Consider the following 26,605-nt stretch of genomic DNA (forward strand, 5'->3'; position numbering starts at 1 on the left):
TTAGATGGTTACGTTTGAGTTACCTTCTAAACGGAGAGCCTTATCTAAAATAAGACTCTGCTGTAAAGTTTAATAGAACGTTTTATTTTCTTTTGCCATGTTTTTCAGTAAATCACATGGTGCAAAACGATCGCCATATTTAGCTTCATAACCTTCTAGTTTTTCAACTAGAGTGGCAATACCCATGCTATCCATATAACGGAAAGGACCGCCTTGGAATGGAGGGTAACCAGTACCAAATATCATACCGATATCACCATCACGCGGGTTACGAACAATGCCTGCATCTAAACAACGAGCGGCTTCGTTTAGTAGTTGAACCACACAACGTTCAGCAATAGCTTCTTCGCTCATCTTGCTCTTAGGTGACACACCTAATACACGGTATACAGACTCATCAACTTGTTTGCCTTTTTTCTTGAACGTGATTTTGTCCATTAGACTAGGCTGTGCAGCTTTACCGTAAACATAAAAACCTTTTTGGTTCTTCTTACCTTTACGCTCATCTTTAGTTAACTTGTCCATTGCAGTTGGCAACGCAAAACGTTCACCAAAGGCATCGTATAAGATACCAGCAACTTTTGAGCCTACATCAATACCAACTTCATCAAGCAACGTCATTGGCCCTACAGGGAAACCAAACTTAACTAACGCTTTGTCGATTTTCTCAACCGGCTCACCTTCCATAACAACGTTCGCAGCTTCATTCATGTATAAACCAAGAATACGGTTAACAAAGAAGCCTGCTTCGTCTTTTACAACGATTGGTGTTTTACCTTGACGACGTGCAAACTCTACCGTTGTAGAAATTGTTTCGTCAGATGTTTTTTCCGTCGCGATTACTTCAACTAGTGGCATTTTATCCACTGGTGAGAAGTAGTGAAGACCAATTACATTTTCTGGACGAGCCGCTTTTTCCGCTATGTTTTTAATTGGTAACGAAGACGTATTTGAAGCAAAAATTGTACTTTCGTTACAGTTTTCTTCAATGTCAGCAACCATACGCTGCTTCAGGTTTAAGTCTTCAAATACCGCTTCAACAATAATGTCAGCATCTTTAAAGCCTACAAAATCAGTACCAGCACTTAACATGCCTAACTGTTTTTGCATTTCTGATTTACGCATAAAACGACGCTTAACTTTTTTGTTCAAAATGTCGTAGCTATATTTAAAAGCGTTGCGAATACCTTCTTGCGCTATATCTTTGATACGCGCAGGAACGCCAGCTTTAGTGACAGTAACAAAAGCGATACCGCCGCCCATTAGGCCGCCACCTAATATGCCCGCTTTTTTCACTTTCTTAGGCTCAACACCTGCAACACCGTTCTCTTTTTTCATTTCGGTCGTTGCAAAGAATAAACCACGTAGTGCTTTAGATTCTGGCGTCATGCATAGTTCAGAAAAACGCTGAGCTTCAATCTCAAGACCTTTTTTAGTGCCTTTAGACACACCTGTGCGAATACACTCGATAATGCGAAGTGGCGCTGGGTAATTACCCTTAGTTTGACGCATAACTTGTTTTGTCGCTTGGTCAAAAACAATTTTTTGTCCTACTGACGTATTTTCTAAGAATTTGGCCATCATCGGCTTTTTCTTCGCTTTGCGAACTTTTTTACCGTGACGCATCGCATCAACCATTTCAGCTGCCGTGTCCATCAAAATACTATGAGGAACAATGTCTTCAGCTAATCCAGCTTTTACCGCTTGTTTTGCGCGTAATTGCTTACCGGTTAACATCATGTCTAAGGCTTTTTGCAAACCAACTAATTTAGGTAAACGTTGTGTTCCACCTGAACCAGGAAGAAGACCTAATTGTACTTCTGGTAAACCAAGTACTGTTTTGTTGTCGTCTGAAACTACACGCGCGTGACACGCCATTGCTAACTCTAAACCACCACCTAACGCAGGGCCATGAATTGCAGCAACCACTGGCATTTTCATATTTTCAATTTTATCAAAAAGCTCTTGACCAATTTTGGCAATGGCTCTTACTTCTTCAGCACTTTCGCACGCATCCAACATAGATACGTCTGCGCCAGCAACAAACGAGTTAGATTTACCTGAAGTAATGATTAAACCTGAAACGTGTGTGTTGTTTTCAACTTCTGCAAAAACCGCATTAATCTGTTCAGCGAATTCTGCTTTTAATACATTCATTGACTCATTTGGAACGTCAATTGTGATCACACCAATGCCATTTTCTAGCGTTGATAATGTAAATGCTGACGTGTTATTTGATTCTGTCGTCATCGTTTTATCCTTTCCTTATAAGTCCGCTATTAACCGTCTACTTCAACAATCATAGATGCACCTAAACCACCAGCAGCACATGCTGTAGTTAGACCAACACCACCGCCACGACGACGCAGCTCATTGATTGTTTGCGTAATTAAGCGAGTACCAGTAGCAGCAAATGGGTGACCGTATGCTAGTGAACCACCATTAACGTTAAACTTAGTCATATCGATATCGCCAATAGCTTCACCACGACCAAGCTTGTCTTGTGCAAATTTCTTACTCGCAAACATTTTCATATTCGCTAGTGTTTGAGCTGCAAATGCTTCGTGCATTTCAATTAAGTCTAAATCTGACAACTTCATACCAGCGCGCTCAAGTGCAATAGGTGTTGCGTAAGAAGGACCCATTAACATGTCTTCCCAAACGTCAATGGCCGCAAAACCAAAGCTACGTATGTAACCTAAAGGCTCGTAGCCTAACGCTTTTGCTTTGCTTTCTGTCATCATTAAGATAGCAGATGCACCGTCTGTTAATGCTGTTGAGTTTGCCGCTGTTACTGAGCCGTGTTTACGGTCAAATACAGGACGTAACTTTGAATAACCATCAGCTGTAGAATTAGTACGGATAGTATTGTCCATTTCAATGAATTGGCTGAATGGCTCTGGGTGTGCGGCCATTACTTCATCTTTAAAAATGCCACTTTCCCAAGCCTTAGTCGCCAAAGAGTGTGAACGGTGTGCCAATGCATCTTGATCTTCACGGCTAATGTTATGCGTTTTAGCCATTTGCTCGGCCGTTTGGCCCATGCTCAATCCAGTTGAATACTCTGCAACTGCAGGTGGTTGAGGTGCAAGGTCAGCTAAACGTAATTTTTTAAGAATGTTCCAACGTTGACCAAGAGTACGAGCCTTGTTTAAGTCAACTAAAGCGCGCGCTAATTTTTTAGTCACACCAATTGGTAAAACAGAAGAAGAGTCAGCACCACCGGCAACACCAACATCAATAGAGCCAGCCATCATAGACTCTGCAATATTCACTGTTGATTGAAAACTTGTCGCACAAGCTCTAGAAACAGAATAAGCATCGGTATTTACATCCATGCCAGTACCCAAAACGATTTCACGAGCAATGTTTGGCGCTTCTGGCATTTGCACAACTTGTCCGTATACAAGCTGTTGAATTTCTTTAGGGTCTAATTCTGCACGTTGTAACATTTCGCCAACAACCATTTTACCTAGGTCTAATGCTGGCACACCGTGGTAAGCTGTAGCTTGTTTTGCAAAAGGCGTTCTAAGGCCCGAAACAACCGCTATGCGATCGCCATTTCTAGTTAGTAGTTTGTTTGCTGTCATGTTCTTTCCTATTATCGAATCTGTAACAAATCTGGTCAGACCTGTAATTATTGCCCGATTTTAACGAGATCTTGTCTAAAGTCAAAGTTCTACGCACTTTTATCACTCACCGGCATTATTTAAATAAGAAACGTTGTAATTTTTTCGAATAAAAAACATCCACTTGTTTTTTATTCATTGAACCTTATATTCACAAACGTGTCGTAAGTGGTATTGTAAACATCACTATGATAAGCGTTATTGCAAGTCGCTTTAAAATCAAACTTTTTTTCAATTTTATCGGCCATTTAAGTGTTAGCCGTAGAGGAAGTGTAGGATAAATGTCAGTATCTCGATTTGAACAACTAAAGAAATATCTAGATTCGCAAGTTATCGGTCAACCCCAGTTTACCAAAGCTATTATAGTTGCATTACTGGCAGACGGACATTTATTGGTTGAGGGTCCTCCGGGATTAGCAAAAACTCGAGCTATTAATGCACTTGCCAATGGTCTCGAAGGCGACTTCCATAGAGTTCAATTTACTCCCGATCTATTACCCGCTGACTTAACGGGAACAGATATATACCGTCCAGAAACAGGTGTGTTTGTTTTTGAAGCCGGGCCACTTTTTCATAATTTGGTGCTTGCCGATGAGATTAACCGTGCACCAGCCAAAGTTCAATCAGCGCTACTTGAAGCAATGGCTGAGAGACAAGTCACCGTGGGGAAAACCACCTACCCGCTTCCTTCTCTATTTATGGTTATGGCAACACAAAACCCGTTAGAACAAGAAGGCACATACCCACTTCCTGAAGCACAGCTTGACCGTTTTTTAATGCATCTAGAAATAGATTATCCAGGTGCTGAAACTGAGATTGAAATTCTACGTTTGACCCGTGGTGAGGCATTATCAGAAAGAGTTGAACCTCCTACACCACTTACACAACTTGAAATATTTGATGCTCGGAAAGAAGTATTGTCCATTCATCTAGCAGAAGAATTAGAGCAATATTTGGTTGATCTTATTATTGCGACAAGACAACCAGCCAAATACGACGCAGAGCTTGCGAAGTGGATAGCCTTTGGTGCATCACCTAGGGCAACCATAAGCTTGGATAAATGTGCAAGAGCAAACGCCTGGATTGACGGCCGAAACTACGTTACGCCTGATGATATCCAAACCGTGTTTTTTGATTGTCTACGCCACCGCCTACTTTTAAGTTATGAGGCCGAAGCGGCGGGCATTGATGCAAACCAAGTGCTACGAAAAATCCTGCAACTAGTTGCAGTACCTTAACGTTAATAGCAACGAATACAATTAAAGCGGCCTCTAGGTTAGTCGATAAATTATTGTTTAATAGATGTTTAAGGTAATAATGACAGTTAATGCGCATTTAGAATGGATGAATACGAACAGAATTAGCGGCGTTCAATGTGAGTTGGACGAGTTGCTAATGTATCAACGTTATATTCATTTGCTCAACACTAAGCCCAGTTCAAATGTTAAACACCATTTATCAGGGCAGTACCTCGCCAAAACTAAAGGTCGCGGTATGGAGTTTGATGAGGCTAGACATTATCAACCGGGTGATGATGTTCGTACTATTGACTGGCGAGTAACAGCTCGAACAGGAAAAACCCATACTAAAATCTTCCGTGAAGAAAAAGATCGCCCTATTTTTATTTTGTGTGACCTGTTACCGACCATGTATTTTGGTAGTGAATTACTATTTAAATCTGTGCAAGCTTGCCACTTGGCTTCACTCATAGCATGGAAAGCAAAAAAAAATGGCGATAAAGTCGGTGGGCTGGTCTTAACAGAACAACAATTATTTGAGTCTAAACCAAGGGCCCGACAACAAGCTCTATTGCATTGGCTAAACCAATTGGTAATAGGCCATCAAAACTTAAATACTCAAAAAGACTCAACACCTCGTTCCGACAGCTCACCAGTGTTATCAAACAATTTTCAACTACACTTTGAAAATGCTTGTAAACATTTACGCCAAGTAGCACATCCTGGTAGCTTAATCTATATCATTAGCGACTTTCAAAATATGTCGGAACAAGCGTTACAGCACCTTTTCCAGCTACAAAAGCACTGCGAAGTAAGCGCTTGTGCTATTTACGATCCCATCGAACAGGCTTTACCGCAGTATGCTGAAAACAACCTTGCTATAACCGATGGCAATAAGATTAAGGTTATTTCCAGTGCCACACAAATTGCCCAGTATAACGATAATGCGCAGAAACGTTTTTTTGCTCAAAAACAGCATTTACAGCAATTTAACATTAAATGGTTACCAATCAGTGCTGGTCTTCCGTTGCACGAGCAGTTGTAGGGTTAACTATGCAGAACAATCCACTATATCAATTAAAAGACATACAAACTCCAGAGCCTATCGGTCTATGGCCACTCGCATGGGGATGGTGGCTAATTATTGTGTTATCTATTGTTACTATCGCGTTAATAATTAAATGGCTAGTCAAATACATCAATGACAGCAGAGCCAAAAAACAAGCTCTAGCAATGCTTGCCGAAATTAGTAAAGAACCGCACCCGCACAAAACGGTTATCGCAATCAACGACACCTTAAAGCGCGTTATGTTGGTTTATTTGTCTCGAGAGCAAGTGGCCAGTTTGAATAGCGCAAGTTGGGCTAATCTACTAAATACATTGGCCAACGATGAACATAAGATCTCTGCAGAATTTGTTGACCTCGCGTATCAACCAAAATGTTCCGCCCAAAAAGCTGACGCTTATTTAGAGCAAGCTAAAAGTTGGATAAAACATACGCTACCTCTATCTTCTGCTCAAAAACTAGCAGCGCACAATGTGGCAAAGGAGCAAAGCAATGTTTAGTTTTGAGTGGGTTTGGTTAGCCGTGCTATTGCCTTTACCTTTTATTATTTGGCTTTTACCTGCAAAAGAGTCTGACAAGCCAGCGTTATATTTACCTACCTTTGGTCTTTTAAGTGAACAACAGCAAAAGTCAAATCCGTTGCGCTTTCCATGGTTGTGGTTTTTGGTATGGTCGGCCTTAGTATTTGCAAGTATGCGTCCCCAGTGGTTAGGTGAGCCGATCACAGTCCCACAAGAAGGACGGGAAATGATTGTTGCTGTTGATTTATCTGCGTCTATGAACGAAGAAGACATGAAAATTCAAGGCCAAACGGTTAACCGATTAACAATGTTAAAGTACGTTCTAAATGACTTTATTGAGCGTCGCGTTGGTGACCGACTAGGGCTTATCTTATTTGCCGATACAGCCTACGTACAAACTCCGCTAACTTTTGATCGTGCGACCGTGAAACAAATGCTCGTGGAGGCGGAGCTTGGTTTAGTTGGAGATAAAACGGCTATCGGCGACGCACTTGGACTTGCAGCTAAAAGATTTTATGACAAAGGTGAATCTAATCGTATTTTAATATTACTTACCGATGGTCAGAATACCGCAGGTAACATCACGCCAAATGAAGCGTTAGAAATTGCCAAACAAACCGGTATAAAAGTTTATACCATAGGCATCGGCGCCGATGAGATGTTAGTTAGAAGCTTTTTCGGTACTCGTAAGGTAAACCCATCCGCTGATTTAGATGAAAACTTATTAACAAAAATTGCAAAAGAAACGGGTGGCCAATACTTTAGAGCTCGAAATACTTCTGAGTTAGCCACTATTTACGACTTGTTAGATAAATTAGAGCCGGTGGAAGATGATCCTATTCAACTGCGACCGCAGCAAGCACTCTTTTACTGGCCTTTAGGTTTTGCTCTACTTTTATCTGCTAGTTACATTTTATTGTTATTACTGAAAAGGCGAATCAGATCATGAATGACTTTCATTTTATTCGTCCAGAATGGTTTTTACTCTTGGTTCCGTTGGCTGTTATCTGGTTTTTTAAACTTAGAGATAAACAACAAAGTGATTGGCAACAGTGGATCCCAGAACATTTAGCTAACACCTTATTTGCAAATACTAAACAGCTATCCAGTAACCGGCTTGTGATTGGCTTAGGTATCGTTTGGGTGATTTCAACCATCGCACTAGCTGGACCTACTTGGCAAAAAATTGAAAAGCCGGTATTTAAGTCTCAAGTAGCGAATGTCATCGTTCTTGATATGTCGATGTCAATGAGAAGCACAGATGTAAAACCTGATAGGCTCACCAAAGCGAAGTTTAAAGCGATCGATTTAGCTAAGTCTTTAGGCGATAGTGAAGTTGGTTTAGTCGCATACGCCGGAGATGCATTTACCATTTCACCATTAACACAAGATGCTCGAAATATTGCTGCATTAATTCCAAGCTTAGCGCCTGAAATTATGCCAATTCCAGGTAGTTATCCGTTACTAGGGTTAGAACAAGCGCAATCATTAATGCAACAGGCCGGATATCTCTCGGGTCAAATTTTTTGGATTACTGACGGTGTTGAATATGGTGACGTTGCCGAACTAAATAAGTTAGCAGCGACAACAGCTTACCAAATAAATGTCTTGTCTGTCGGCACCAGATCTGGCGCACCGATTAAAATGCTCGATGGTAGTTTATTAAAAGACGATACCGGCAGTATCGTCATGCCAAAAGTAAATGAGTCTGCTTTAGCTGATATTGCCAATACATCGGGGGGCACCTATCAACGTTTTACCGCCAATGATAAAGATATTACAACTCTAGTCGGTCGCTCCCAGCAACAGAAATTAAGCAATAGCGCTAATAAATTAGAGTCAACAAACAGCGAGATCACCGGTGACGATTGGCAAGAATTTGGCCCTTATCTAATTTTAATTGTAATGCCATTGATCTTAGTCTTGTTTCGACGCGGAATGACACTGTCTGTCTTTTTATGTGGCATTTTATTTATTGGCGGTCTGACACCAAACATTGTCATAGCTGCGGCAAATACAAATGTAAATGCTCCAGAGTCGAATGTTGAAGCATCTGGTGACTCAATATTAAATAGCATGTTTAAAACCGATGACCAGCTGGCCAGTCAAGCCTTTAAACAACAACAATACGCCAAAGCTAAAAACTTATTTGAAAATGAACAGTGGAAAGGCGCAGCCGCTTACAAAGCAGCGGACTATGAACAAGCACTAGAGTATTTCAGTAAAGACAACAGCGCCGAGGGTTATTACAACCAAGGTAATGCTCTGGCACAAATGATGGAAATAGATAAAGCAATCGAGGCCTATGATAAGGCGATTCAACTGAATCCTAATTTTCAAGATGCCAAATCAAACAAAGACGTACTAGAAAAATTTAAAGAACAACAACAGCAACAAAACGACAGTCAGCAACAGAATGAAGGCAAGAATTCCGACAAGTCTAATTCTGAATCAGACAAGAAACAACAATCAGAATCAGAGCAATCTGAGTCAGAAGAGTCAGAACCATCTGATTCGGCGCAATCTCAACAAGAGAAGGCTCAACAAGAGAAAGCTCAACAACAAAATGAGTCTGACAAAAATCAGTCACAACAAAGCGACCAACAAAATACGCCGTCTGAACAACAAAGCAACAATGAGAGTGAGTCACAACAAAACCAACAACAAAATTCTGAGCAGCAAGCTCAACAACAAAGTGAACTTGATGATCAAAGCGGCGAACAAGGCGAACAAAATCAACAGCCACTAACGCCGGAGCAAATTGCCGAAAAAGAGCAACAACAAAAAATAAAGCAGTTACTTAGAAAAGTAGATGATGACCCTTCTGTGTTACTCAGAAATAAAATGATTTTAGAAAGTCGTCGTCGTCAACAAGAGCGAAGAAGAGTGAAAGGAGCAACAAAGTCGTGGTAAGCCATTCAAGTGTATCGATATCCAGTTTGTTAATTAAAGCGTTTGTTGCTTTTGCCCTTTTTATTAGTTTACAAACATCTGCAGCAACAACTTTGACCGCAAGTGTTGATAGAAATCCAGTTATGGAGCGAGAGTCGTTTGTATTAAAAATTGAAGTTAATGACTCGGTAAACACTAACGATCTAGATTTATCTCAACTTCAAAAAACAGGTTTTATCGTTGGGCGAACAGCCACTGGCTCTCAAACTCAAATTATTAACGGTACGATACAAAAGAGCACAACTTGGAGTGTCGTTTTAGTAGCAAAGTCCGCTGGCAATTACACTATCCCTTCATTTTCAGTGCAGGGCGCGAGTAGCCAACCTATAAATGTAAAGGTGGTAAAAACATCGACTGCTAACAACACTCGAAATGAAAGTATTTTTATTCAAAACAATATTGAAACCAATGAACTCTACGTCCAACAATCTATAAAATTAACAACCAAACTATTCATTTCGCCGCAAGTTGACTTACAAAGCGGTAGCTTATCCGAACCAAAGCTAGATGGTGCGTTTATTCAACAACAAGGCAAAGACAAAGATACAAGTGAAATAGTGAACGGTATACGATATCGAGTCATTGAGCGTATATATACTATTACGCCTCAATCAAGCGGCAAGTTCTCTCTTGAATCACCCACCTTTAATGGCGATGTAATAACTAATACTCGACGACGCTCTAGCTTTTCAAGTTTTTCACAAAGCAAGCCTGTTACCGCATTTGGTGAAGATTTTAGTATTGATGTAAAACCCATTCCGACCAACTATACAGGTGTTTGGTTACCAAGCTCTATTGTACAGCTAAATGAAGAGTGGTCGCCAAACAAAGAAACCTTCGAAGTAGGTGAACCTATTACTCGAACCATTACACTGACTGCATTGAATGTGAATGAAGAGCAATTACCTGAAATTAAAGGAAATTACCCTAGTAATGTTAAAGTTTATCCGGATCAGTCTTCGACTTACTCAGCGGTAAGACAAAACGCTTTGGTTTCGCAAAGAACAAACACAGAAGCAATTGTCGCTAATGCGCCTGGAACGTACACCTTCCCTGAAATTAGAATTAGTTGGTTTAATACTAAGACTAAGCGCCAAGATGTAGCAGTACTACCGGCAAAGACCGTTAAGGTAACAGGAAATGCTTCAGTACCTGCGCCGTTAGATACAGGTGCAAGTAATACGTCAGCAAATGACTCCGACAACATGGCTAGTGAATGTAATTGTGACCAAGCGGCTCCTCTACTTAAAGAGAAAAGTAACGAATTGAGTTACTGGTTAATATTATTAAGCGGTTGGTTGGCGTTTGTCATTAGCATAATCATCTCTATTTACACGCGACGTAAATATGCAAAATCACCGATTATTGAAAACTACAACGCTATGACGTCGCCAGTTAATAATTTTGATTTAAAGGTCTTTAAACGAGCTTGCCTGAGTCACCAAAAGGAAGTCGTAAGTAACCTTCTTAAACAATGGATTCCAATTCAGTTCTCAGGGTGTAAGTCCTATGATGATGCGAAGCCTTTTATGAGCAAAGAATTAATAGTGGCGATTAATGAGTTAAATGAAGCTCGTTTTAGCAACACCCAAAAAGACTGGAAAGGCGAAGCATTGTGGCAGGCAGTAAAATCTGCTGGATCGTCTACTGAAAAGCCTGAAGCTAATTCTACGCTACCGCCTCTAAATTAACCGTTGTTTTGCGTAGGCTGCCAAGTAAGCGCCTTGGCAGCCGATAGTGGCTTACTATAGAAGTAACCTTGAATTAAATCACAACCGTTATCTGCTAAATATTTTACCTGCTCTTTGGTTTCAGCGCCCTCGGCAATGACCTTAAGGCCAAGTTTTTGTGCCATTGCAATGATGGCGGCGGTAATTTCCATGTCATTTTCATCATCTGGAATATCTTGAATAAACGATCTGTCTATTTTAAGCGTTTCGACTGGAAACCTTTTAATGTATGAAAGCGACGAATACCCGGTACCAAAGTCGTCAATGGATATACCAACGCCTAAGGCTTTTATGCTGTATAACTGTCGAATCGCATCTTCAACATCCTTCATTAAACTCGACTCGGTAATTTCAACTTCAATTAAGCTTGGACTAATACTGTAACGGTCAAGGGCATCTTTAATTTCATTTATAACGTTACCAGACTCAAACTGCTTGGCGCTTAAATTAATTGAAACTGTTACCTTATTACTTAACTGACTAACAAATGCGACGGCTTGCTGAATGACCCAATGCCCTATGTTTAATATTAGGTTACTTTGTTCCGCAAGGGGAATGAAGTGTGCTGGAGAAACGTAACCAAGTTCGTCATTGTGCCATCGTAACAATGCCTCAAAACCAACTAACTCCGAAGTTTTGCTGTTAACTTTGGGTTGAAAATACAACTCTAACTCATCATTTTCAATCGCTTTGGATAACGCATTTTCCATTTGAATTCGAAGACGTGTCGTGTCATTTAACGCTTTGGTATAGAAATGATAAGTATTCTTGCCAAGTGATTTTGCTTCATGCATCGCTAAGTCAGCATGTTGTAACAACAGCTCCGGATCTTGAGTATCCGTTTGTGACATCGTCAAACCAATACTAACGCCAGACGTAATTACATGCTCTTTTATCATAAACGGTTGATTAGCTGCGTTAATTATTGAATTCACTTTTACTATGACATCTTGCTCAGACTTAATGCCTCCTAATAACATGGCAAACTCATCACCACTCATTCTTGCCAGCGTGTCTTCATTTCTAATTTCTTGTTTTAACCTTAACGAAAACTCTTTTAATAATAGATCACCTACTTCATGGCCAAATAAATCGTTCACCTTTTTAAAATCATCAATATCAAAATATACTAGAGCGAAGTCATAACGGCCTCGTTTGCTGATCTCAACTAGCTTTTCAAGCTGGGCGACAAAAAACGTTCTATTTGAAAGTCCCGTTAAATCATCTGAATAAGCTAAACGCTCAATTTTATTCTGTGAGTCCTTTATCGAAGAGATATCTTGTAGCGAAATCACGTAGCGAAAAACTTTACCATCATCATCTCGCATAGGTGAAATTGTACAGTTGCTCCATATTTCTGCGTCACTTTTAACGCCCATTAAAGTAAGCTCTCCTCGCCAACTTTGTTTTCGACGTATTTCATTTGTTATTTGCTCAGTCATAAATGCCATATGAGGATGCACTAAATCAAAATAACTCTGCCCAACCATCGAGTCTCGCTCCATTCCAAGCAAGCGAAGGGCTTTGGCGTCGACATAAATAATTTTAAAGTCTGTATCCATAGTAATCACTGCACTGTCTGAGTAGCTAATGGCTTGAGCTAGCCCTCGACTCTCAAGAAACTTATCTCCCAGCTCCTGAGCTTTTTTAGTTGATTGGGTTACTTCATGTTGTAACGTCGCGATTCTAGTGACTGTTGCATCGACCATGATGGAAAACTCATCATCAACTTTACGCCGCTTTTTCAATGATGATAATGAGTTATCATTTTTAATCATTGTCGATATGTTATTAATTTCTTTGATAAGAAATAGCTTTACGCAAAAGGCGACCACTAGTGAAGACAACAAAATCACTGTAACGCTTATAAAAAAATAGCGGAGAGCATTTTGATTGAGTTCATGTAAAACGTCGTGTTTATTCTGGTAAGTAACTACCGTCCAACCAATAGTGTCTAACGTAGCACTATTAACTAAATATCGATTTTGTCTTTCATTAAAAGTTTGAGGATTTAAACCTTGCAGGTTTTGTTTTATGTATGACGCTAGTCCGGTTGTTAAGTACCCCTGTGCAGAAAATCCTGCTCCATAGCTATCGCTTTCCCGAATAAACTTAAGCCCGTAGCCTGGGTGATAAATCAAGTCGCCTTCATCGTTGTGAATAAAAACTTCAACGTCATTAGTTGTTTTTGTAGCCTCGATAATGATTGGATCTACTGCTATCAATATACCTACTGTGCCTTCAAATTCGCCTTGAATGTATACCGGCGTAGAATAAGTCATCACATACTGCTTGATGTGCTCGTCAAGATAAATAGCCGACCAAGGACCTTCTGCTGAACTGTCGCTACCTCGGACTTTGCTGAATTTAGAATATTGATTTTCGTCCAACTTTATAAAGCTTTCTTGCGCTGAAGACCATTCCTGATCTGAACTAAACAGCTCGCCTTTTACGCTAACGAAAAATACAACAGCTTCTTTTTGAGGTGATAAAGCGATTATGTTTTTTATCTCGTCTGCTGATAAATTCTTTTTTGATTGCAGCAAAATACGCACTTCATTTAGTGAGTCAGCGCTAGTTCTAAGCCGTCCTTCTAGTTGTTTTACTTTTTCGGCCAAGATTAATTCACGCTCTAATAATGCTTTATCAGTTAGATGATTTTGTTCTACTTTGAAAAACATAAAAAACAGTAGTAATAAAATACAAATAACTAATGAAACAACTGCCAAAATGAATTTAAAACTAATGCTTTTAAATTTCAAAAATACTAACAAGCATAACCCCTTGACCAGATTTGATATTTGCTGAACTGATATGGTGTATATTTAAATAAAATGATAGTTTAATTACCAACTAGACATCTCAATACATCGACTAAAAATGAGAAAAATATAATGACTTGGTTAACACGATCTTTAAAGGCCATTCTGATTCTAATAATTCTTTTTTTCATTCTAGTCTATGTTGGCTTAAATTCGAGTAAGCCGACGTTAAACGGTCAAATTGAAACACCAATTTTGGTGCCCGCCACTATAGAACGAGATAAAAATGGCATAGCCACAATCAGCTCGTCAACTCGCGAGGGTGTGGCCTATTCACTTGGCTTTTTGCACGCTCAAGAACGTTTTTTTCAAATGGATTTATTAAGAAAAAACTCTGCTGGAGAACTATCCGAATTGTTTGGCAAAGTAGCGCTGGGTTTTGACTCAAAAGTAAGATTACATCAATTTAGAAAAAGAGCGTCTCAATATCTGCATAATCTTCCAGAGCAACACAAGCGCATACTCGAGCACTACACCAACGGCGTAAATGCCGGCTTAAAGCAACTAGCCCTTCGCCCCTTTGAATACCTTTTACTTAATAAAACGCCAAGTAAGTGGGCGTCAGAAGATAGCCTGCTGGTTTTGTACAGCATGTATATTGACCTACAGTATGAATTTGGTGAACGTGAGCAACTCCTTGGCATATTAAAAGACAATTTAATGGGCGATGTGTATGACTTCTTAAACCCCAAAGGCTCACGCTGGGATGCGCCTATTGATAATACCAAAATGACTGCAAGCCCTATCCCCAAAAACAGCTTTCAACCGGTTCCTATTATTGACGCACTTGCTAAAACACAACAGCCACTAAACTTGTTTGAATCACGTCATGAGGCCTTATCAGGCAGTAATAGTTGGGTAGTTGCGGGAAAGCTCACATCTAGTGGCGCTGCGTTGCTGGCTAACGATATGCATTTAGGCATCCGAGTCCCCAATATTTGGTATCGCGCTGGCTTTAAGTACTTTAATGATCAAACAAAAGTTGAAATTGATGGGGTGACGCTACCCGGAACGCCCGCCATGGTAGTTGGCTCTAATAGACATGTTGCATGGGGTTTTACCAACAGCTATGGCGACTGGAGCGAACTAATAGCCTTAAAAACAACTCCAGACGGTAGTCAGTATTTAACTCCAGAAGGTTATAAGCCGTTTGGCTATGAGAGTGAAATTATTCGAGTCAAAGGTCAACAAGAACCCCGTAAAATTAATATTAAAGTTACACAATGGGGTCCTGTCGTATCGCAAGATACCAGTGGTCAGCAATATGCATTACGGTGGACAGCACACGACTCAGAAGGCATCAATTTTAATTTACTTAATTTAGAAACGGCCGCAACTACTCAAAATGCTATTGATGTTGCCCACACAATGGCTATTCCAGCGCAGAACATTGTTGTTGCTGATAAGTACGGCGATATTGCTTGGACAATTGCGGGCCCTATGCCAAATAAAATCTCTAAAATTGACTCACCAGATTGGCAAACGCCGCAAGATTGGAGCAACGGAGATTATAACTGGTTAGGGTATTTACCTGCCTCAGAAAAACCTACTGTTTTTAACCCTAAATCCAATAGAATTTGGACCGCTAATAGCCGTATTGTCGGCAATAAAATGCTAGAAAAAATAGGCAACGGTGGTTATGCATTAGGTGCAAGAGGCCAACAAATAAGGGATGGACTGTTTGATCGTCAACTATTCTCTGAACAAGACTTCTTAAATATACAAAACGATCACAGGGCATTATTTTTGGCTCGCTGGCATGACTTAATATTAAAAAAAGTACTAACCGAAAGCTATGTTAACCAGCAGAACTTACATTCAGCTTTAACGTATATAAAAGACTGGCAACAGTCCGCTTCAGTTGACTCTGTCGGATATACTATTGTGGAAGCATTTAGAAGAAACGTGCGCCAATCTTTGTTTGACAACTTACTATCACCCATTAAAAAAGTGAATGTTCGTGATTTAGACATTCGCCCTATTCGACATCAACTTGAAACCCCAATGTGGGCATTAGTTACAGAGCAGCCAGAACATATAATGCCAAGCGGTTTTAATAGTTGGAGCGACTTTTTGCAAAGTCAGATATTATTTACCATTAACGAACTAAAAGAAAAACATGGCACACTGGCTAACGCTAATTGGGGAAATGTGAACCGGACGAATATTCAACACCCATTATCGAAAGCAATTCCAGCACTTAGCTGGCTATTAGATATGCCATCACAAGAAGTCACTGGCGACAGTTATATGCCTAGAGTTCAAGGCCCAGCATTTGGTGCATCAGAGCGATTTGTTGTCTCTCCTAGTAACGAAAGCTCAGCAATTCTGCATATGCCAAGCGGGCAATCCGCACATCCGTTAAGTCCTTATTATGGAAATGGGCATGACGATTGGGCTGATGGAACGGCAACACCATTGCTTCCAAGCAAAACAAAATACAAATTAATATTACAACCATCACTACAGGATTAAGTTTTTGAACAATACGGTTAACCCTTTATCAAATATTCGAGATCAAATTTCCGAATTAGACTCCTCGCTGTTAAATATTTTAGCGCAACGACGAGCCTTATCAAAAGCAGTGGCAGAGCAAAAAATAAAAAACAACAAGCCCGTTAGAGATCTGCAACGAGAAGAACATATGCTAATCGACCTGATAGAGCGTGGCCAAAAACTTGAGTTAGATCCCTATTACGTCAAGCAAGTTTTCCAAACTATCATTGAAGATTCAGTGTTACATCAGCAAGCACTGTTGCAACAGCACCTTAACATGCCAGCAGGTGAAAATGGGGTTAACCGAGTCGCTTATTTAGGTAGTCATGGCTCATACAGCAATTTGGCTTGTCATAAATATTTTTCAAGATTTCCGGGACAATTAAAAGCGATGGGGTGTTCTAGCTTTTTCGAAATCATAGAAAAGGTAGAGCATAAGCATGCTGATTATGGCATTTTACCAATCGAAAATACCTCATCTGGCAGCATTAACGACGTTTACGACTTATTACAACATACCGATTTATCAATTGTTGGTGAGATTACTCAGCCGATAAATCATTGCATGGTTAGCGCTGTACCTACATCCTTGGATAAAATCACTAAATTATATGCTCACCCTCAGGTATACGCACAATGTAGTCACTTCCTAGCCCAATTTGATGGTGTTGATATTGAGCACTGTGAAGCCTCCTCTGCCGCATTTGAAGCGATACAAGATGACACAACTGGAACAGTAGCAGCGTTAGGTAGTGGCGAAGGTGCGCGGTTATATGGACTGCATATCATCGCGGAGGCGTTGGCTAATCAAAAGAAAAACTATAGCCGTTTTATTGTGTTGGCCAACCAACCAATCGCAGTAGCTAATCAGGTCCCTGCAAAATCTACATGGATAATGTCTACTGAGCAAAAGCCTGGTGCGCTCGTTGATGCGTTACTAATCCTAAAATCGCATGGTGTGAATATGTGTAAGTTGGAGTCTAGACCAATAACTGGCAATCCATGGGAAGAAATGTTTTATGTGGATGTAGACGGCAATATTAGAGACAGTAACTTGCATAATGCGATAGAAGAGCTTCGAGCGACAACAAGATTTTTGAAGGTTCTTGGCTGCTATCCTACCGAAGATGTTCCGCCTGCAAAAGTAACCGCTTGAGTGCCTGGCAAAGTCTACTTTGGCTAAATTTTGATAACAAAAAAGGTAACCTTAGTTACCTTTTTTGTTTTATCTGACTGACTAGTCTTAGATTACGTGGTGACTTTTCTTGTCACTATATTAACCACATTCATCGACATAACGAATCGGAGATGACTCGTGTTGAGTTAGACTTTGTTTGATAAACTCAACATGATCTTGCACCTGACTTAACGTTTTATGAAGGTTCTCAACGCTATGACTATCGACGCATTGAGCGCTAATATTATGTTCTAATGCCTCAGTTGCTTCTCTAAGCTTGTCCAATGACTCTTTAATTTGAGACATATTTCTTCCTAATTGTCTTATTTCTAGTGAAATCTTGCCCTAACAAATCGCTTTTATCAATGTCTAAAATTGTAATATTATTTTTCCAATAAACTTAACAACTTAGGATAAAAGTTTAGTTATTGATTGTTTTTATTATAAGGCTGACGTTCACAAAATGGCGTTAATGCTTCTAATCTAGCTTGAATGTCTCTAACTACTGCCGTTTTGCGGTTTTTCTTTTCAGGGTGATGTAGGGCGTCTTTGTAATCATCAATCGATAAGATTTCCATGTTTATTTTTATCTTTTTAAACAGCCTAGGAAAGGTTTGACCTGGAATTTGAATATGATGCATGCCACCACTATATACAAATAATACATTCCCACCTTCAAGCTCTTCAACAATATCAGCTACGCCAGCTCTTACTGTCATAGGGTTACCATGTTTGTCGTTGCCGTCATGACGACGCATGCGCCCTTCTGGCAAAATAGCGACAATGGCGTCATCGTTAGCTCGTTTTAAAAAGTTTTCCCATGACTCATCTCTTTTGCGACTAATTGGAACCAAACCTGGCACCAAAGCGTGAAAAAACTTCCCTACAATTGGACGACTAGCAGTAATATCTGCTATCGGAATTAACAAATGTCTGGCAATTTTCCACAAAAAACGAAACGGTGCCAGTCGCACAAACAGTGCTTCAAACAAACTTGTATGGTTTAACAAAACAATCAGTTTAACGTCATCAAGTTCCTCGAATTTTTTTTCACTTAACCACTTGATTTCGAACTTATAAAACAGAAAACTAATTATCTTTACTGTTGACATAACAGTAAAACTGAAACATTGCGCAAAGCGATTCGCACGCATTTTAAACCCTTCTATTGATCGTTTCTAAAAGCTAAATAACTTTCTAATCCGTTAGCTAGGTATTGTTTTAATGATTTTTGGGGAGCACTTGGTAAATGAACACTCAGCAACATACCTGGAGTGTCATTAAAATTCTGGTCTATACCTATGCAGTAGAACCGAGCCGCCATTTTTTGATATTGCTTCATCAATACCGGAATATCTTTTTTATCTCGCTCGATTCCTTGAACGAGCGCTGATAATACAACATTTTGATCTCGATGTTTAGCGATAAACTCCGACAACTCGGGGTTGTTCGGCACATTAAACGGCCATTTCGCCTCAACTTTCGCACTTGGACGTAATGCGAGTTGTCGCATACACTCCACACTTATTGGTGAATATAGTTTGCTAATTGATACTGTGCCATACAAGGTTCGATAGCGCGGATAACGAACTACATATTCACCAATACCACGCCAAAGAAGATATAAACCATAAAAACTTCGTTGGTGCTCTGGAACTATAAATGAACGGCCCATTTCTAAACACGGCTCCCGTTGATTTATAAATTCCTTTTTAAAGTTAAACATTTTACTAAGGTATAAACTTTTTAGACCACCCTCTTTCAATAATACATCCGTTTGTCCCATTCGATAGGCGCCAATAATATTCAACGTGTCGTCTTCTACAATAAACAAATGTACGTAGCTAGCGTCAAACAGGTCTGTGTCGATAGGGTTGCCAGAGCCTTCATTATGAAGCCTAAAGACTCTTTCGCGTTCCCTTGCTATATCTTCAACTATCGACGGAGTCTGTTGTTGGTAACTGTAATAAACGCTGAAGCCTTTATATTTGGTAAGGTGCTGATCAACGGGCAGTTGCTCAAGCTCGGTTCTAATTTTTTCTCTTGGAAGCTTTAGAGCTAGTGGCTGCAGAGTGTCGATTTCGTCCTCTGGCCATGTTTGAATATATTGTGGATTTAAAGCGTAGGTCTGCGCTCTTAAATAGTCATTAATCGTATTTACGTTTTTAAGCTTTGCCAGTTGTTTTGGTGTAAGCAATTGGCCTACCTGCATTTTAATTGGCGTGCCGCGTCGCTTTAGTACTTCTCTAAACAACATCAACAATTTGAGCTTCGACCAAAGCATGGCCAAACGGATAAACCGTTTACTATTATGCCCCTCGAAAAAAACTGGTAATACACTCGCCTCACACGATCTGGCCAACTGCGCCGCGACTCTGTTCCAGTTATCGTCACAGATACGTCGTTTTAGAAAGTAATATTCCGATACCTTGCCGCTTGGAAAGATAATTAACACGCCCCCTTGTTTTAGATGCGTTTTACACTGTTTTAATGCTGTCATGTTTTTAGGGTCTTTTGGGCGTAATGGATCTATGAAGATAAAGAGCTCTTCTAATTCAGTGAACATTGACAATGCTTTATTCGCTAAGACTTTTACATCAGGTCTAATTTTCCCTACCTCGTGCGCTAGCGCAACACCCTCTAAACAGCCAAAGGGATGATTTGCGACAATTATTGTTGGACCAGTATCAGGTAGGTTTGCGTGTAAATCCTTTGTTCCCATTAAAGGTGTTTTCAACAACGCCAAGAGTTCTTTACAAAAAATATGCGGCGCTAACCCAGGAAGGTGACTATTTGTGTAAATACTATTGAGCTTTTTTAGCCCCATAATTTTATCTGCGAAGTTTAGTAGGTGCTTACCTAAAAAGTGCGATGAGCAGTTTGGATAAATTGAATGTAAACTAATGTGAGAAGTCGTATATTTTAATGTCATAGTTAATGCTATTTACACTCAGTACTGTTGTCGATTTTAATTATTTTTAAATTAAACCATTTCATTGCGATGGTTGGGAAATTTTTTTTGAGGCCATAGGGTCTATTACTACATGAAATCAAAATACTTAACTTACGAAACACTAGTCCGTGCTTACAGCAAGGATTTGTATCGCTATGCCTATTGGCTGTGTCGCGATGCAAATGTAGTGGATGACATTGTTCAAGAAACTTTTTTGCGCGCTTGGCGGTCATTGGAATCATTAAAAGACACTAATGCAGCGAAAGCATGGTTAATTACAATATTACGAAGAGAAAATGCAAGACGTTTTGAGCGTAAGCAACTAGACCTAGTTGATATTGATGACTTTGAAGTTAGTGACTCTGTAACACCAAGCGCAGATCAAGAGATAGAAAATCATTTATTACAGCGACAAATTTTAAAATTAGCTGATGAATACCGGGAGCCTCTGGTACTCCAAGTTATTGGTGGGTTCTCGGGTGATGAGATAGCAGCAATTTTAGACTTAAACAAGAACACAGTAATGACTAGACTTTTTAGAGCGCGGAATCAGTTGAAAGAACTACTTGATACAAATAATTTACAAAAAGGGGCACAAAATGGATGAGTTAACATTCCGAAGACGAATTTATGCTGACCCTCAAGATTCAGGCGCTGATATTAAAGAAGCCTGCATATCTGATCCTAAAAAAGCGAAATTTAAGGCAGAGCTGCTCGACTTTGACGAAAAAATTAGTCGCGCTATGTACGTTGATGTTCCGGACAATCTTGCAGAACGAATTTTGTTAAATAAACATATACAAAATCAAAACAATATAGCTAAAAAACGCAAAACGCATTGGCTTGTTGCGGCTTCTGTCATTTTTTCAGTCGGCTTGGGTAGTGTCTTTTTTAATATTAACAAGTCAACTAACCAGCTAGTTACGCATGCTTTAATGCATATGCAATCTGAGCTAGACCATATTCCGACTGAAGGTAGTTATACACTTGCTCAAGTTAACGCAAAATTAGCTGAGTTTGGCGGAACCTTGGTTGATAATATTGGGACAATAAAATTTGTAAGCTTTTGTCGATTTGAAGGGACTCGAAGTTTACATATTGTCATGACAGATGAAGGTAAAGATGTCACCGTGTTTGTTGTTCCAAAAAGCAGTGGCCTGTTGGCTCAATCTGATATAAACGATGGCAATTATTACGGTGCTAGCGTTTCAAAAGCCAATGCGGATTTAGTTGTGATAACACCCGATTCTTCAACAGCAAACAGCTTAAAACAAAAGCTTATTAGCAAAATTAATTGGCAAAAAGCCTAATGAAAGGTTTGGTACGATGAGAAGAGGTATTATTTGGTTATCGCTTCTATTCAAGGCAGAATTTTCTGGCTATCATACCTGTTATCGGTAGATATAATTACTATACAGGACTAGGAGAGTAAATATGGATAGTTTTGATCGTCACATTCTTGCGTTATTACAAGAAGACGGGTCGCGCTCATTGGCTGAGATCTCTGAAAAAATTGGATTAAGTCAAACCCCTTGTTGGAGAAGAATTCAACAGTTAGAACAAAGTGGTGTCATTCGAAAGCGAGTGGCTTTATTGGACTCTGATAAACTCAATGTTGGTTTAACTGTCTTTGTGAGTTTAAAGACGAACCAACACACTCCAGAATGGGCAGAGTCAGTTCAAGCTTTTGCAAATAGTTCTTCTGAGATCGTTGAGTTTTATCGGTTAAGTGGTGAAACAGATTACCTTATGAAAGTATTAGTTCCTGACATGAAAGCCTACGACAACTTTTACCAAAAGCTTATTCGCCAAGCTGGATTTAGCGATGTTAGCTCAAGTTTTGCTATGGAAAAAATGAAATACTCTACAGAAGTACCGTTAACTTATAGCTAAGACTACGGCTCCGCAAAATAAAGTTTTAATTACTAATCACCAAGCCTTTGAGGAAATATTTTTCTCAAAGGCTTTTTATTATCGACGAATTAACAAAAACATTTTTCAGCATTAACTCATAATACATCTAGAACATTTAGGTTGGGAGTTGATATGTTAGAAGAATATTTTTCTACATTTAGAAAAAACACGGTAGGTCATGAACTACGAAGTTTAACAGGAAAGCACAATTTACTATACACCGACTGGACGGCTAGTGGCAGGCTCTATCGTCCTATCGAAGATTTTCTAGTAAATGAAATAGGACCATACGTTGCCAACCCTCACACAGAAAATACCGAGACAGGTCGTCACATTACTAACGCCTATAAAGAAGCTCGTGCAAAAATAAAAAAACATGTAAACGCCAATGCTAATGATGTACTTATTTGTACGGGCGCTGGAGCAACCTCAGCGATAAATAAATTACAGCGATTAATGGGTCTTACTCAAAACTTAACAAAAGATACCAGCTTATCACTCTTAAATCGGCTAAACCCTTTTCGTCCCTCAAAAAAAGCCGTTGAGGCTGTTGTGTTTGTCAGTCATATGGAACACCACTCAAATCATACAAGTTGGAACACACTGAATGTTATCGTCGAGGTTATCAAACGAGCGCCTGATGGCCAGCCTTGTATTAAAGACTTGCAGTTACGACTTAAAGAGCACAAAAATACTAAATTAAAAATTGGGGCATTTACCGCATGTAGCAATGTCACAGGAATAAAAACTAACGTAGGGTTGTTAGCAAAGACAATGCATTTAGCCGGTGGCGTATGTTTAATTGACTATGCATGTTCCGCGCCCTACGTAGATATAGATATGCACCCTAGCGACCCTCTTGAACAACTAGACGCGATCTACTTTTCTCCTCATAAGTTTTTAGGCGGACCAGGTACTTGCGGTATTTTGGTGTTTAATAAACAGCTTTATACCCGTCACAATCAAGTACCTGACAAGCCTGGTGGTGGCACTGTGTTATGGACCAATCCATGGGGTGAACAAGCTTTTTATGAAAATATCGAAAAGCGTGAAGATGGAGGCACACCTGCCTTTTTACAGACAATTAAAGTAGCTCTTGCTATGGAGTTAAAAGATAAAATGGGTGTGGCTAATATCGAACAACGAGAAAATCACCTACGAAAAATTCTTATGGATGGGTTTGAATTAATCCCAAAGCTAAAGATTTTAGAACCCAATAATAGAAATAGGCTTTGTATCGTTTCTTTCTATATTGAAGGTCTGCACCACAACTTGATTGTTCGCCTATTAAATGACAAATTCGGCATTCAAGCGAGAGGCGGCTGTAGTTGTGCTGGCACCTATGGTCATATTTTATTAAATGTCGATAAATACCAATCTAAAAAAATTGTTGATCAAGTATCTAATGGTGACTTGTCTCACAAGCCTGGCTGGGTTCGTATTTCTTTACACCCTACGAACACAGACGAAGAAGCTAAATTTGTCATTGATAGCTTAGCTAGTATTGTAAAGAACGCAGATGACTGGAAAAACGAATACACATTCGACAGCTGTTTAGGTGACTTTTTGCCAAACGCAGCTGACAAAAGTTCAGAGGAGCAAATGCCCTTGTTATCTCTCGTGTCCTAGCGACAGAAGCTTATTCACTGTAGGCTTACACAAATATTTGGGGCAAAAAAAAGAGAGCAACCGCTCTCTTTTTGTTTTTATTACTTGGATTAATTAAGCTACGATTTCTAAAAGCTCAACATCAAATACAAGTGTCTGGAAAGGACCAATCGCGCCACCAGCACCTTGCTCACCATATGCAAGCTCATAAGGAATCGCTAAACGCCATTTTGAGCCAACAGTCATCATCTGAAGCGCTTCAGTCCAGCCTTTAATTACGCCACCTACTGGGAATTCAACAGGCTCGCCACGGTCATAAGAGCTATCAAAAACAGTACCGTCAATTAATGTACCGTGGTAATGAGTTTTAACTGTGCTCGCCGCAGTTGGCTTCTCACCAGAACCTTCAGTAATTACTTCAAATTGAAGACCAGACTCAGTTACTGTAACGCCATCACGCTTTGCGTTGTCGTCTAAGAATTTTTGACCTTCAGCAGATGCTTCTTTTGCTTTTTCTGCTTGTGCAGCTTGCATACGCTCGTTAATTACGCCAAAAGCAGCACGTAAATCTTCAACTTCAACTGCATAATCATTACCTTCTAAAGAATCGATAACACCTTGAGCTACAGCATTAGCATCTAGGCCTTCAAAAGGGTTGCTTGCTACTTGGTCGCCAATTTGACGGCCAATGCCGTAGCTTGCTTGTTGTTCTACTGATGTAAACTGAGACATAAAAACCTTTCTCTTTTCTGCTTAAAATAAAAAGCGGATGTTAGCACAGTGAGGTTTTTTATAAAGGTGCAGTTTATTCTTTATCGAAGCTATCGACTATAATTGCGCCCATTGACGCCGGCATCGTAATGACGATTAAACGTCTTAATGCTATAGCTGGGTCGTCGAGTATAGGAAATTTGTTTAATGATAATAGAATTAAAGCGACGACTAACGCCGCTAGTAAATAAGCAATGATGATTCGAGAAACAAACACTGGAACTCTATATTTAATGTTCCCTTGAAATACACTGCCGTAGGCAAATAGCGCCAAAAATGCAATGGACAAAGTAAACACTAACAACAGGTTCATTAGTGGTAATGTTTCACCAAGATTCCAAGCCTCTTCTGAAAATGACACCGGCACAGCAAGTGCAAAAGCACCTATAGTAACTTGTCCCGCATCTTCTAAATTAAAACTCAGCTGCATACGGCTTCCTGCGACAGTAACGGATGTTTACTCATCACCTTCTAATAAGTTATATAGTATCTTCCTGACGTTATCAGACTCAAACGGTTTATCACAAAGCGCGTTCACTCCAGCTTTCTCAATGTTTGCTAGATGCGTGTCATTCGCTTCTGAACTAACCATTAAAATAGGAATATGAGATTGGCCGCTTTGCGTTCTAATAAAGCGAGTAAGCTCTTCACCATTTACTTCTGGCATATTGTAATCAGTGACCACCAAGTCAAACATTTCATGACCTAGAATTTCTATCGCTTCTGAGCCATCAGTAACCTGAGTTATTTTTTCAATTCCCAAGTTTGATAATACGCGACTAATAAAGTTTCTTGCCATTCGGCTATCATCAACAACTAAAACGCGCACTGATTTAATATCGAAGTAAGACAATTCAAGTTCATCTGCACTTAGTAAATCAATTGTGGTGTTTAAGGCAGTCCCGAGGTGTTCCGGTGTGAAAGGTTTAGGTAAAATGGCAACAACGCCAGATTGTCTAAATACTTCAAGTTGCTCTTTTTTGTGTTCACTAGAAACCAACATGAACGGAATATCTGCAAATGCAGCATTGCTTTTTAATTGTTGGACTAATTCTAACGCCGTGCCGTCTTCATAATACATGGCGCTTGTAATCAAGTCTGGAACAGAGTTGCCAATTTGTTCGAGCGCGGCTTGTACACCATCGGCGAAGTCCACTTGGGTGATTTCCTCTTTTGCCAATTCTTTAGCAATAAACTTTTGCTGTGTTCTTGATGGCTCAACTACAAGTATTGATAAATCACTTGGGGATAAATTCGACATAAAACTTTCTCTTAAATTAAAGAATACACTATAAATTGCTAACCGCCGGCTAGTTTACTTTTATAGCCTAAAGATTCTAAAACGGTTTTAATTTGCTCTCGATCATCTCCTTGGATCTCTATCGTTCCATCCTTCACTGCGCCACCTTTGCCACATTTTTTCTTGATCGTCTGTGCTAACTGTTTGAACTCATCACTTGGTAATTCAATACCCGTAATGACGCTAACGCCTTTACCTTTACGACCTTTTGTTTGTCTTTGAATGCGCAAATAACCGTCGTTGTATGACTCACCAATAATTTCAACTTCATTGTCTTTATCATCAACTTTGCCACTTTCTGTTGAGTATACAAGTTTGCTCAATTGATTTTGCCAATCAGACATATTTGTCCTTTTTAAACAATTACAAAGGGGCAGGAATTTACCACACCTCATTTTAATTAAAAATGCTTTTATCTCAGTAGTTAA

General features: G+C 39.7%; 22 protein-coding genes. 12 read left to right on the forward strand and 10 right to left on the reverse strand.

The genetic code is table 11. From position 1 onward, the window contains the following. Window positions 1-69 precede the first annotated feature (69 nt). Together fadJ and fadI are read right to left on the reverse strand one after the other, a co-directional pair. Entirely contained in the window at window positions 70-2,250 is a 2,181-nt protein-coding gene (gene fadJ, locus ACZ1GV_RS09175) for a fatty acid oxidation complex subunit alpha FadJ (protein ID WP_472673896.1), read from the reverse strand. A gap of 29 nt (window positions 2,251-2,279) precedes the next feature. After that, window positions 2,280-3,590: an acetyl-CoA C-acyltransferase FadI gene (fadI, locus tag ACZ1GV_RS09180; RefSeq protein ID WP_210562041.1), complete on the reverse strand. Its 1,311-nt coding sequence runs from the start codon at window positions 3,588-3,590 to the stop codon at window positions 2,280-2,282. Window positions 3,591-3,910: 320 nt separating this feature from the next. On the opposite strand from fadI, the gene ACZ1GV_RS09185 reads away from it, so the two are divergent. The 6 genes from ACZ1GV_RS09185 to ACZ1GV_RS09210 all read left to right on the forward strand — a co-directional run bounded on the left by ACZ1GV_RS09185 (window position 3,911) and on the right by ACZ1GV_RS09210 (window position 11,097). After that, a complete protein-coding gene (locus tag ACZ1GV_RS09185; protein ID WP_472673897.1) occupies window positions 3,911-4,867 on the forward strand; it encodes an AAA family ATPase in 957 nt (318 codons plus the stop codon). A gap of 79 nt (window positions 4,868-4,946) precedes the next feature. Further along, window positions 4,947-5,912 (forward strand): DUF58 domain-containing protein, encoded by a 966-nt coding sequence (locus ACZ1GV_RS09190; protein ID WP_472673898.1) that lies wholly within the window; start codon window positions 4,947-4,949, stop codon window positions 5,910-5,912. Between the two features lie 8 nt (window positions 5,913-5,920). Then, window positions 5,921-6,433 carry a DUF4381 domain-containing protein gene (locus tag ACZ1GV_RS09195; protein ID WP_472673899.1) on the forward strand — a complete coding sequence of 171 codons (513 nt, stop codon included), beginning with the start codon at window positions 5,921-5,923 and terminating at the stop codon, window positions 6,431-6,433. Further along, window positions 6,426-7,403: a vWA domain-containing protein gene (locus ACZ1GV_RS09200; RefSeq protein WP_472673900.1), complete on the forward strand. Its 978-nt coding sequence runs from the start codon at window positions 6,426-6,428 to the stop codon at window positions 7,401-7,403. Before ACZ1GV_RS09195 ends, ACZ1GV_RS09200 begins: the two co-directional genes overlap by 8 nt. Continuing rightward, window positions 7,400-9,367 carry a VWA domain-containing protein gene (locus ACZ1GV_RS09205; RefSeq protein WP_472673901.1) on the forward strand — a complete coding sequence of 656 codons (1,968 nt, stop codon included), beginning with the start codon at window positions 7,400-7,402 and terminating at the stop codon, window positions 9,365-9,367. Before ACZ1GV_RS09200 ends, ACZ1GV_RS09205 begins: the two co-directional genes overlap by 4 nt. After that, window positions 9,361-11,097, forward strand: a complete 1,737-nt coding sequence (locus ACZ1GV_RS09210) for a BatD family protein (protein WP_472673902.1) — start codon at window positions 9,361-9,363, stop codon at window positions 11,095-11,097. The genes ACZ1GV_RS09205 and ACZ1GV_RS09210 overlap by 7 nt, the downstream gene beginning before the upstream one ends. Here the strand turns inward: ACZ1GV_RS09210 and ACZ1GV_RS09215 are convergent. After that, window positions 11,094-13,910 (reverse strand): bifunctional diguanylate cyclase/phosphodiesterase, encoded by a 2,817-nt coding sequence (locus tag ACZ1GV_RS09215; RefSeq protein WP_472673903.1) that lies wholly within the window; start codon window positions 13,908-13,910, stop codon window positions 11,094-11,096. The two genes, ACZ1GV_RS09210 and ACZ1GV_RS09215, sit on opposite strands and share 4 nt — an antisense overlap. Before the next feature lie 120 nt (window positions 13,911-14,030). On the opposite strand from ACZ1GV_RS09215, the gene ACZ1GV_RS09220 reads away from it, so the two are divergent. Together ACZ1GV_RS09220 and ACZ1GV_RS09225 are read left to right on the forward strand one after the other, a co-directional pair. After that, on the forward strand, window positions 14,031-16,433 hold the full coding sequence (locus ACZ1GV_RS09220) for a penicillin acylase family protein (protein WP_472673904.1): 2,403 nt from the start codon (window positions 14,031-14,033) through the stop codon (window positions 16,431-16,433). Further along, window positions 16,429-17,610: a chorismate mutase gene (locus ACZ1GV_RS09225; RefSeq protein WP_472675882.1), complete on the forward strand. Its 1,182-nt coding sequence runs from the start codon at window positions 16,429-16,431 to the stop codon at window positions 17,608-17,610. Before ACZ1GV_RS09220 ends, ACZ1GV_RS09225 begins: the two co-directional genes overlap by 5 nt. 120 nt (window positions 17,611-17,730) lie before the next feature. Here ACZ1GV_RS09225 and ACZ1GV_RS09230 read toward each other — a convergent pair whose 3' ends face one another. The 3 genes from ACZ1GV_RS09230 to ACZ1GV_RS09240 form a co-directional block, all read right to left on the reverse strand. Beyond that, on the reverse strand, window positions 17,731-17,937 hold the full coding sequence (locus ACZ1GV_RS09230; RefSeq protein WP_472673905.1) for a hypothetical protein: 207 nt from the start codon (window positions 17,935-17,937) through the stop codon (window positions 17,731-17,733). Between the two features lie 119 nt (window positions 17,938-18,056). After that, window positions 18,057-18,785 carry a 1-acyl-sn-glycerol-3-phosphate acyltransferase gene (locus ACZ1GV_RS09235; protein ID WP_472673906.1) on the reverse strand — a complete coding sequence of 243 codons (729 nt, stop codon included), beginning with the start codon at window positions 18,783-18,785 and terminating at the stop codon, window positions 18,057-18,059. Window positions 18,786-18,796: 11 nt separating this feature from the next. Then, the gene (locus tag ACZ1GV_RS09240; protein ID WP_472673907.1) at window positions 18,797-20,563 is read right to left on the reverse strand and encodes a lysophospholipid acyltransferase family protein; all 1,767 of its coding nucleotides are present in this window, start codon (window positions 20,561-20,563) and stop codon (window positions 18,797-18,799) included. Between the two features lie 112 nt (window positions 20,564-20,675). Here ACZ1GV_RS09240 and ACZ1GV_RS09245 point away from each other — a divergent pair, with 112 nt between their 5' ends. The 4 genes from ACZ1GV_RS09245 to ACZ1GV_RS09260 all read left to right on the forward strand — a co-directional run bounded on the left by ACZ1GV_RS09245 (window position 20,676) and on the right by ACZ1GV_RS09260 (window position 24,127). Continuing rightward, window positions 20,676-21,191, forward strand: a complete 516-nt coding sequence (locus tag ACZ1GV_RS09245) for a sigma-70 family RNA polymerase sigma factor (protein WP_472673908.1) — start codon at window positions 20,676-20,678, stop codon at window positions 21,189-21,191. Further along, a complete protein-coding gene (locus ACZ1GV_RS09250; RefSeq protein WP_472673909.1) occupies window positions 21,184-21,894 on the forward strand; it encodes a DUF3379 family protein in 711 nt (236 codons plus the stop codon). Before ACZ1GV_RS09245 ends, ACZ1GV_RS09250 begins: the two co-directional genes overlap by 8 nt. A 124-nt stretch (window positions 21,895-22,018) precedes the next feature. Further along, window positions 22,019-22,477: an Lrp/AsnC family transcriptional regulator gene (locus ACZ1GV_RS09255; RefSeq protein WP_472673910.1), complete on the forward strand. Its 459-nt coding sequence runs from the start codon at window positions 22,019-22,021 to the stop codon at window positions 22,475-22,477. A gap of 153 nt (window positions 22,478-22,630) precedes the next feature. Beyond that, window positions 22,631-24,127: an aminotransferase class V-fold PLP-dependent enzyme gene (locus tag ACZ1GV_RS09260; protein WP_472673911.1), complete on the forward strand. Its 1,497-nt coding sequence runs from the start codon at window positions 22,631-22,633 to the stop codon at window positions 24,125-24,127. 93 nt (window positions 24,128-24,220) lie between these two features. Here the strand turns inward: ACZ1GV_RS09260 and ACZ1GV_RS09265 are convergent, their stop codons facing one another. The 4 genes from ACZ1GV_RS09265 to ACZ1GV_RS09280 all read right to left on the reverse strand — a co-directional run bounded on the left by ACZ1GV_RS09265 (window position 24,221) and on the right by ACZ1GV_RS09280 (window position 26,521). Next, window positions 24,221-24,838, reverse strand: a complete 618-nt coding sequence (locus tag ACZ1GV_RS09265; protein ID WP_210562025.1) for an FKBP-type peptidyl-prolyl cis-trans isomerase — start codon at window positions 24,836-24,838, stop codon at window positions 24,221-24,223. 73 nt (window positions 24,839-24,911) lie between these two features. Further along, a complete protein-coding gene (locus ACZ1GV_RS09270) occupies window positions 24,912-25,307 on the reverse strand; it encodes a DUF2391 family protein (protein ID WP_472673912.1) in 396 nt (131 codons plus the stop codon). Window positions 25,308-25,334: 27 nt separating this feature from the next. After that, entirely contained in the window at window positions 25,335-26,138 is an 804-nt protein-coding gene (locus ACZ1GV_RS09275; RefSeq protein WP_472673913.1) for a response regulator, read from the reverse strand. Window positions 26,139-26,176: 38 nt separating this feature from the next. Beyond that, window positions 26,177-26,521, reverse strand: coding sequence for an SUI1 family translation initiation factor (locus tag ACZ1GV_RS09280; RefSeq protein ID WP_472673914.1), 345 nt, complete (start codon window positions 26,519-26,521; stop codon window positions 26,177-26,179). Window positions 26,522-26,605 lie beyond the last annotated feature (84 nt).

The sequence above is a fragment of the Psychrosphaera sp. HA2-10 genome, assembly GCF_055693745.1.

Coding starts and splice junctions, on each gene's coding strand:
- fadJ (WP_472673896.1), bottom strand. CDS start 2,250: ATGACGACAGAATCAAATAACACGTCAGCATTTACATTATCAACGCTA.
- fadI (WP_210562041.1), bottom strand. CDS start 3,590: ATGACAGCAAACAAACTACTAACTAGAAATGGCGATCGCATAGCGGTT.
- ACZ1GV_RS09185 (WP_472673897.1), top strand. CDS start 3,911: ATGTCAGTATCTCGATTTGAACAACTAAAGAAATATCTAGATTCGCAA.
- ACZ1GV_RS09190 (WP_472673898.1), top strand. CDS start 4,947: ATGACAGTTAATGCGCATTTAGAATGGATGAATACGAACAGAATTAGC.
- ACZ1GV_RS09195 (WP_472673899.1), top strand. CDS start 5,921: ATGCAGAACAATCCACTATATCAATTAAAAGACATACAAACTCCAGAG.
- ACZ1GV_RS09200 (WP_472673900.1), top strand. CDS start 6,426: ATGTTTAGTTTTGAGTGGGTTTGGTTAGCCGTGCTATTGCCTTTACCT.
- ACZ1GV_RS09205 (WP_472673901.1), top strand. CDS start 7,400: ATGAATGACTTTCATTTTATTCGTCCAGAATGGTTTTTACTCTTGGTT.
- ACZ1GV_RS09220 (WP_472673904.1), top strand. CDS start 14,031: ATGACTTGGTTAACACGATCTTTAAAGGCCATTCTGATTCTAATAATT.
- ACZ1GV_RS09230 (WP_472673905.1), bottom strand. CDS start 17,937: ATGTCTCAAATTAAAGAGTCATTGGACAAGCTTAGAGAAGCAACTGAG.
- ACZ1GV_RS09235 (WP_472673906.1), bottom strand. CDS start 18,785: ATGCGTGCGAATCGCTTTGCGCAATGTTTCAGTTTTACTGTTATGTCA.
- ACZ1GV_RS09240 (WP_472673907.1), bottom strand. CDS start 20,563: ATGACATTAAAATATACGACTTCTCACATTAGTTTACATTCAATTTAT.
- ACZ1GV_RS09245 (WP_472673908.1), top strand. CDS start 20,676: ATGAAATCAAAATACTTAACTTACGAAACACTAGTCCGTGCTTACAGC.
- ACZ1GV_RS09250 (WP_472673909.1), top strand. CDS start 21,184: ATGGATGAGTTAACATTCCGAAGACGAATTTATGCTGACCCTCAAGAT.
- ACZ1GV_RS09255 (WP_472673910.1), top strand. CDS start 22,019: ATGGATAGTTTTGATCGTCACATTCTTGCGTTATTACAAGAAGACGGG.
- ACZ1GV_RS09260 (WP_472673911.1), top strand. CDS start 22,631: ATGTTAGAAGAATATTTTTCTACATTTAGAAAAAACACGGTAGGTCAT.
- ACZ1GV_RS09265 (WP_210562025.1), bottom strand. CDS start 24,838: ATGTCTCAGTTTACATCAGTAGAACAACAAGCAAGCTACGGCATTGGC.
- ACZ1GV_RS09270 (WP_472673912.1), bottom strand. CDS start 25,307: ATGCAGCTGAGTTTTAATTTAGAAGATGCGGGACAAGTTACTATAGGT.
- ACZ1GV_RS09275 (WP_472673913.1), bottom strand. CDS start 26,138: ATGTCGAATTTATCCCCAAGTGATTTATCAATACTTGTAGTTGAGCCA.
- ACZ1GV_RS09280 (WP_472673914.1), bottom strand. CDS start 26,521: ATGTCTGATTGGCAAAATCAATTGAGCAAACTTGTATACTCAACAGAA.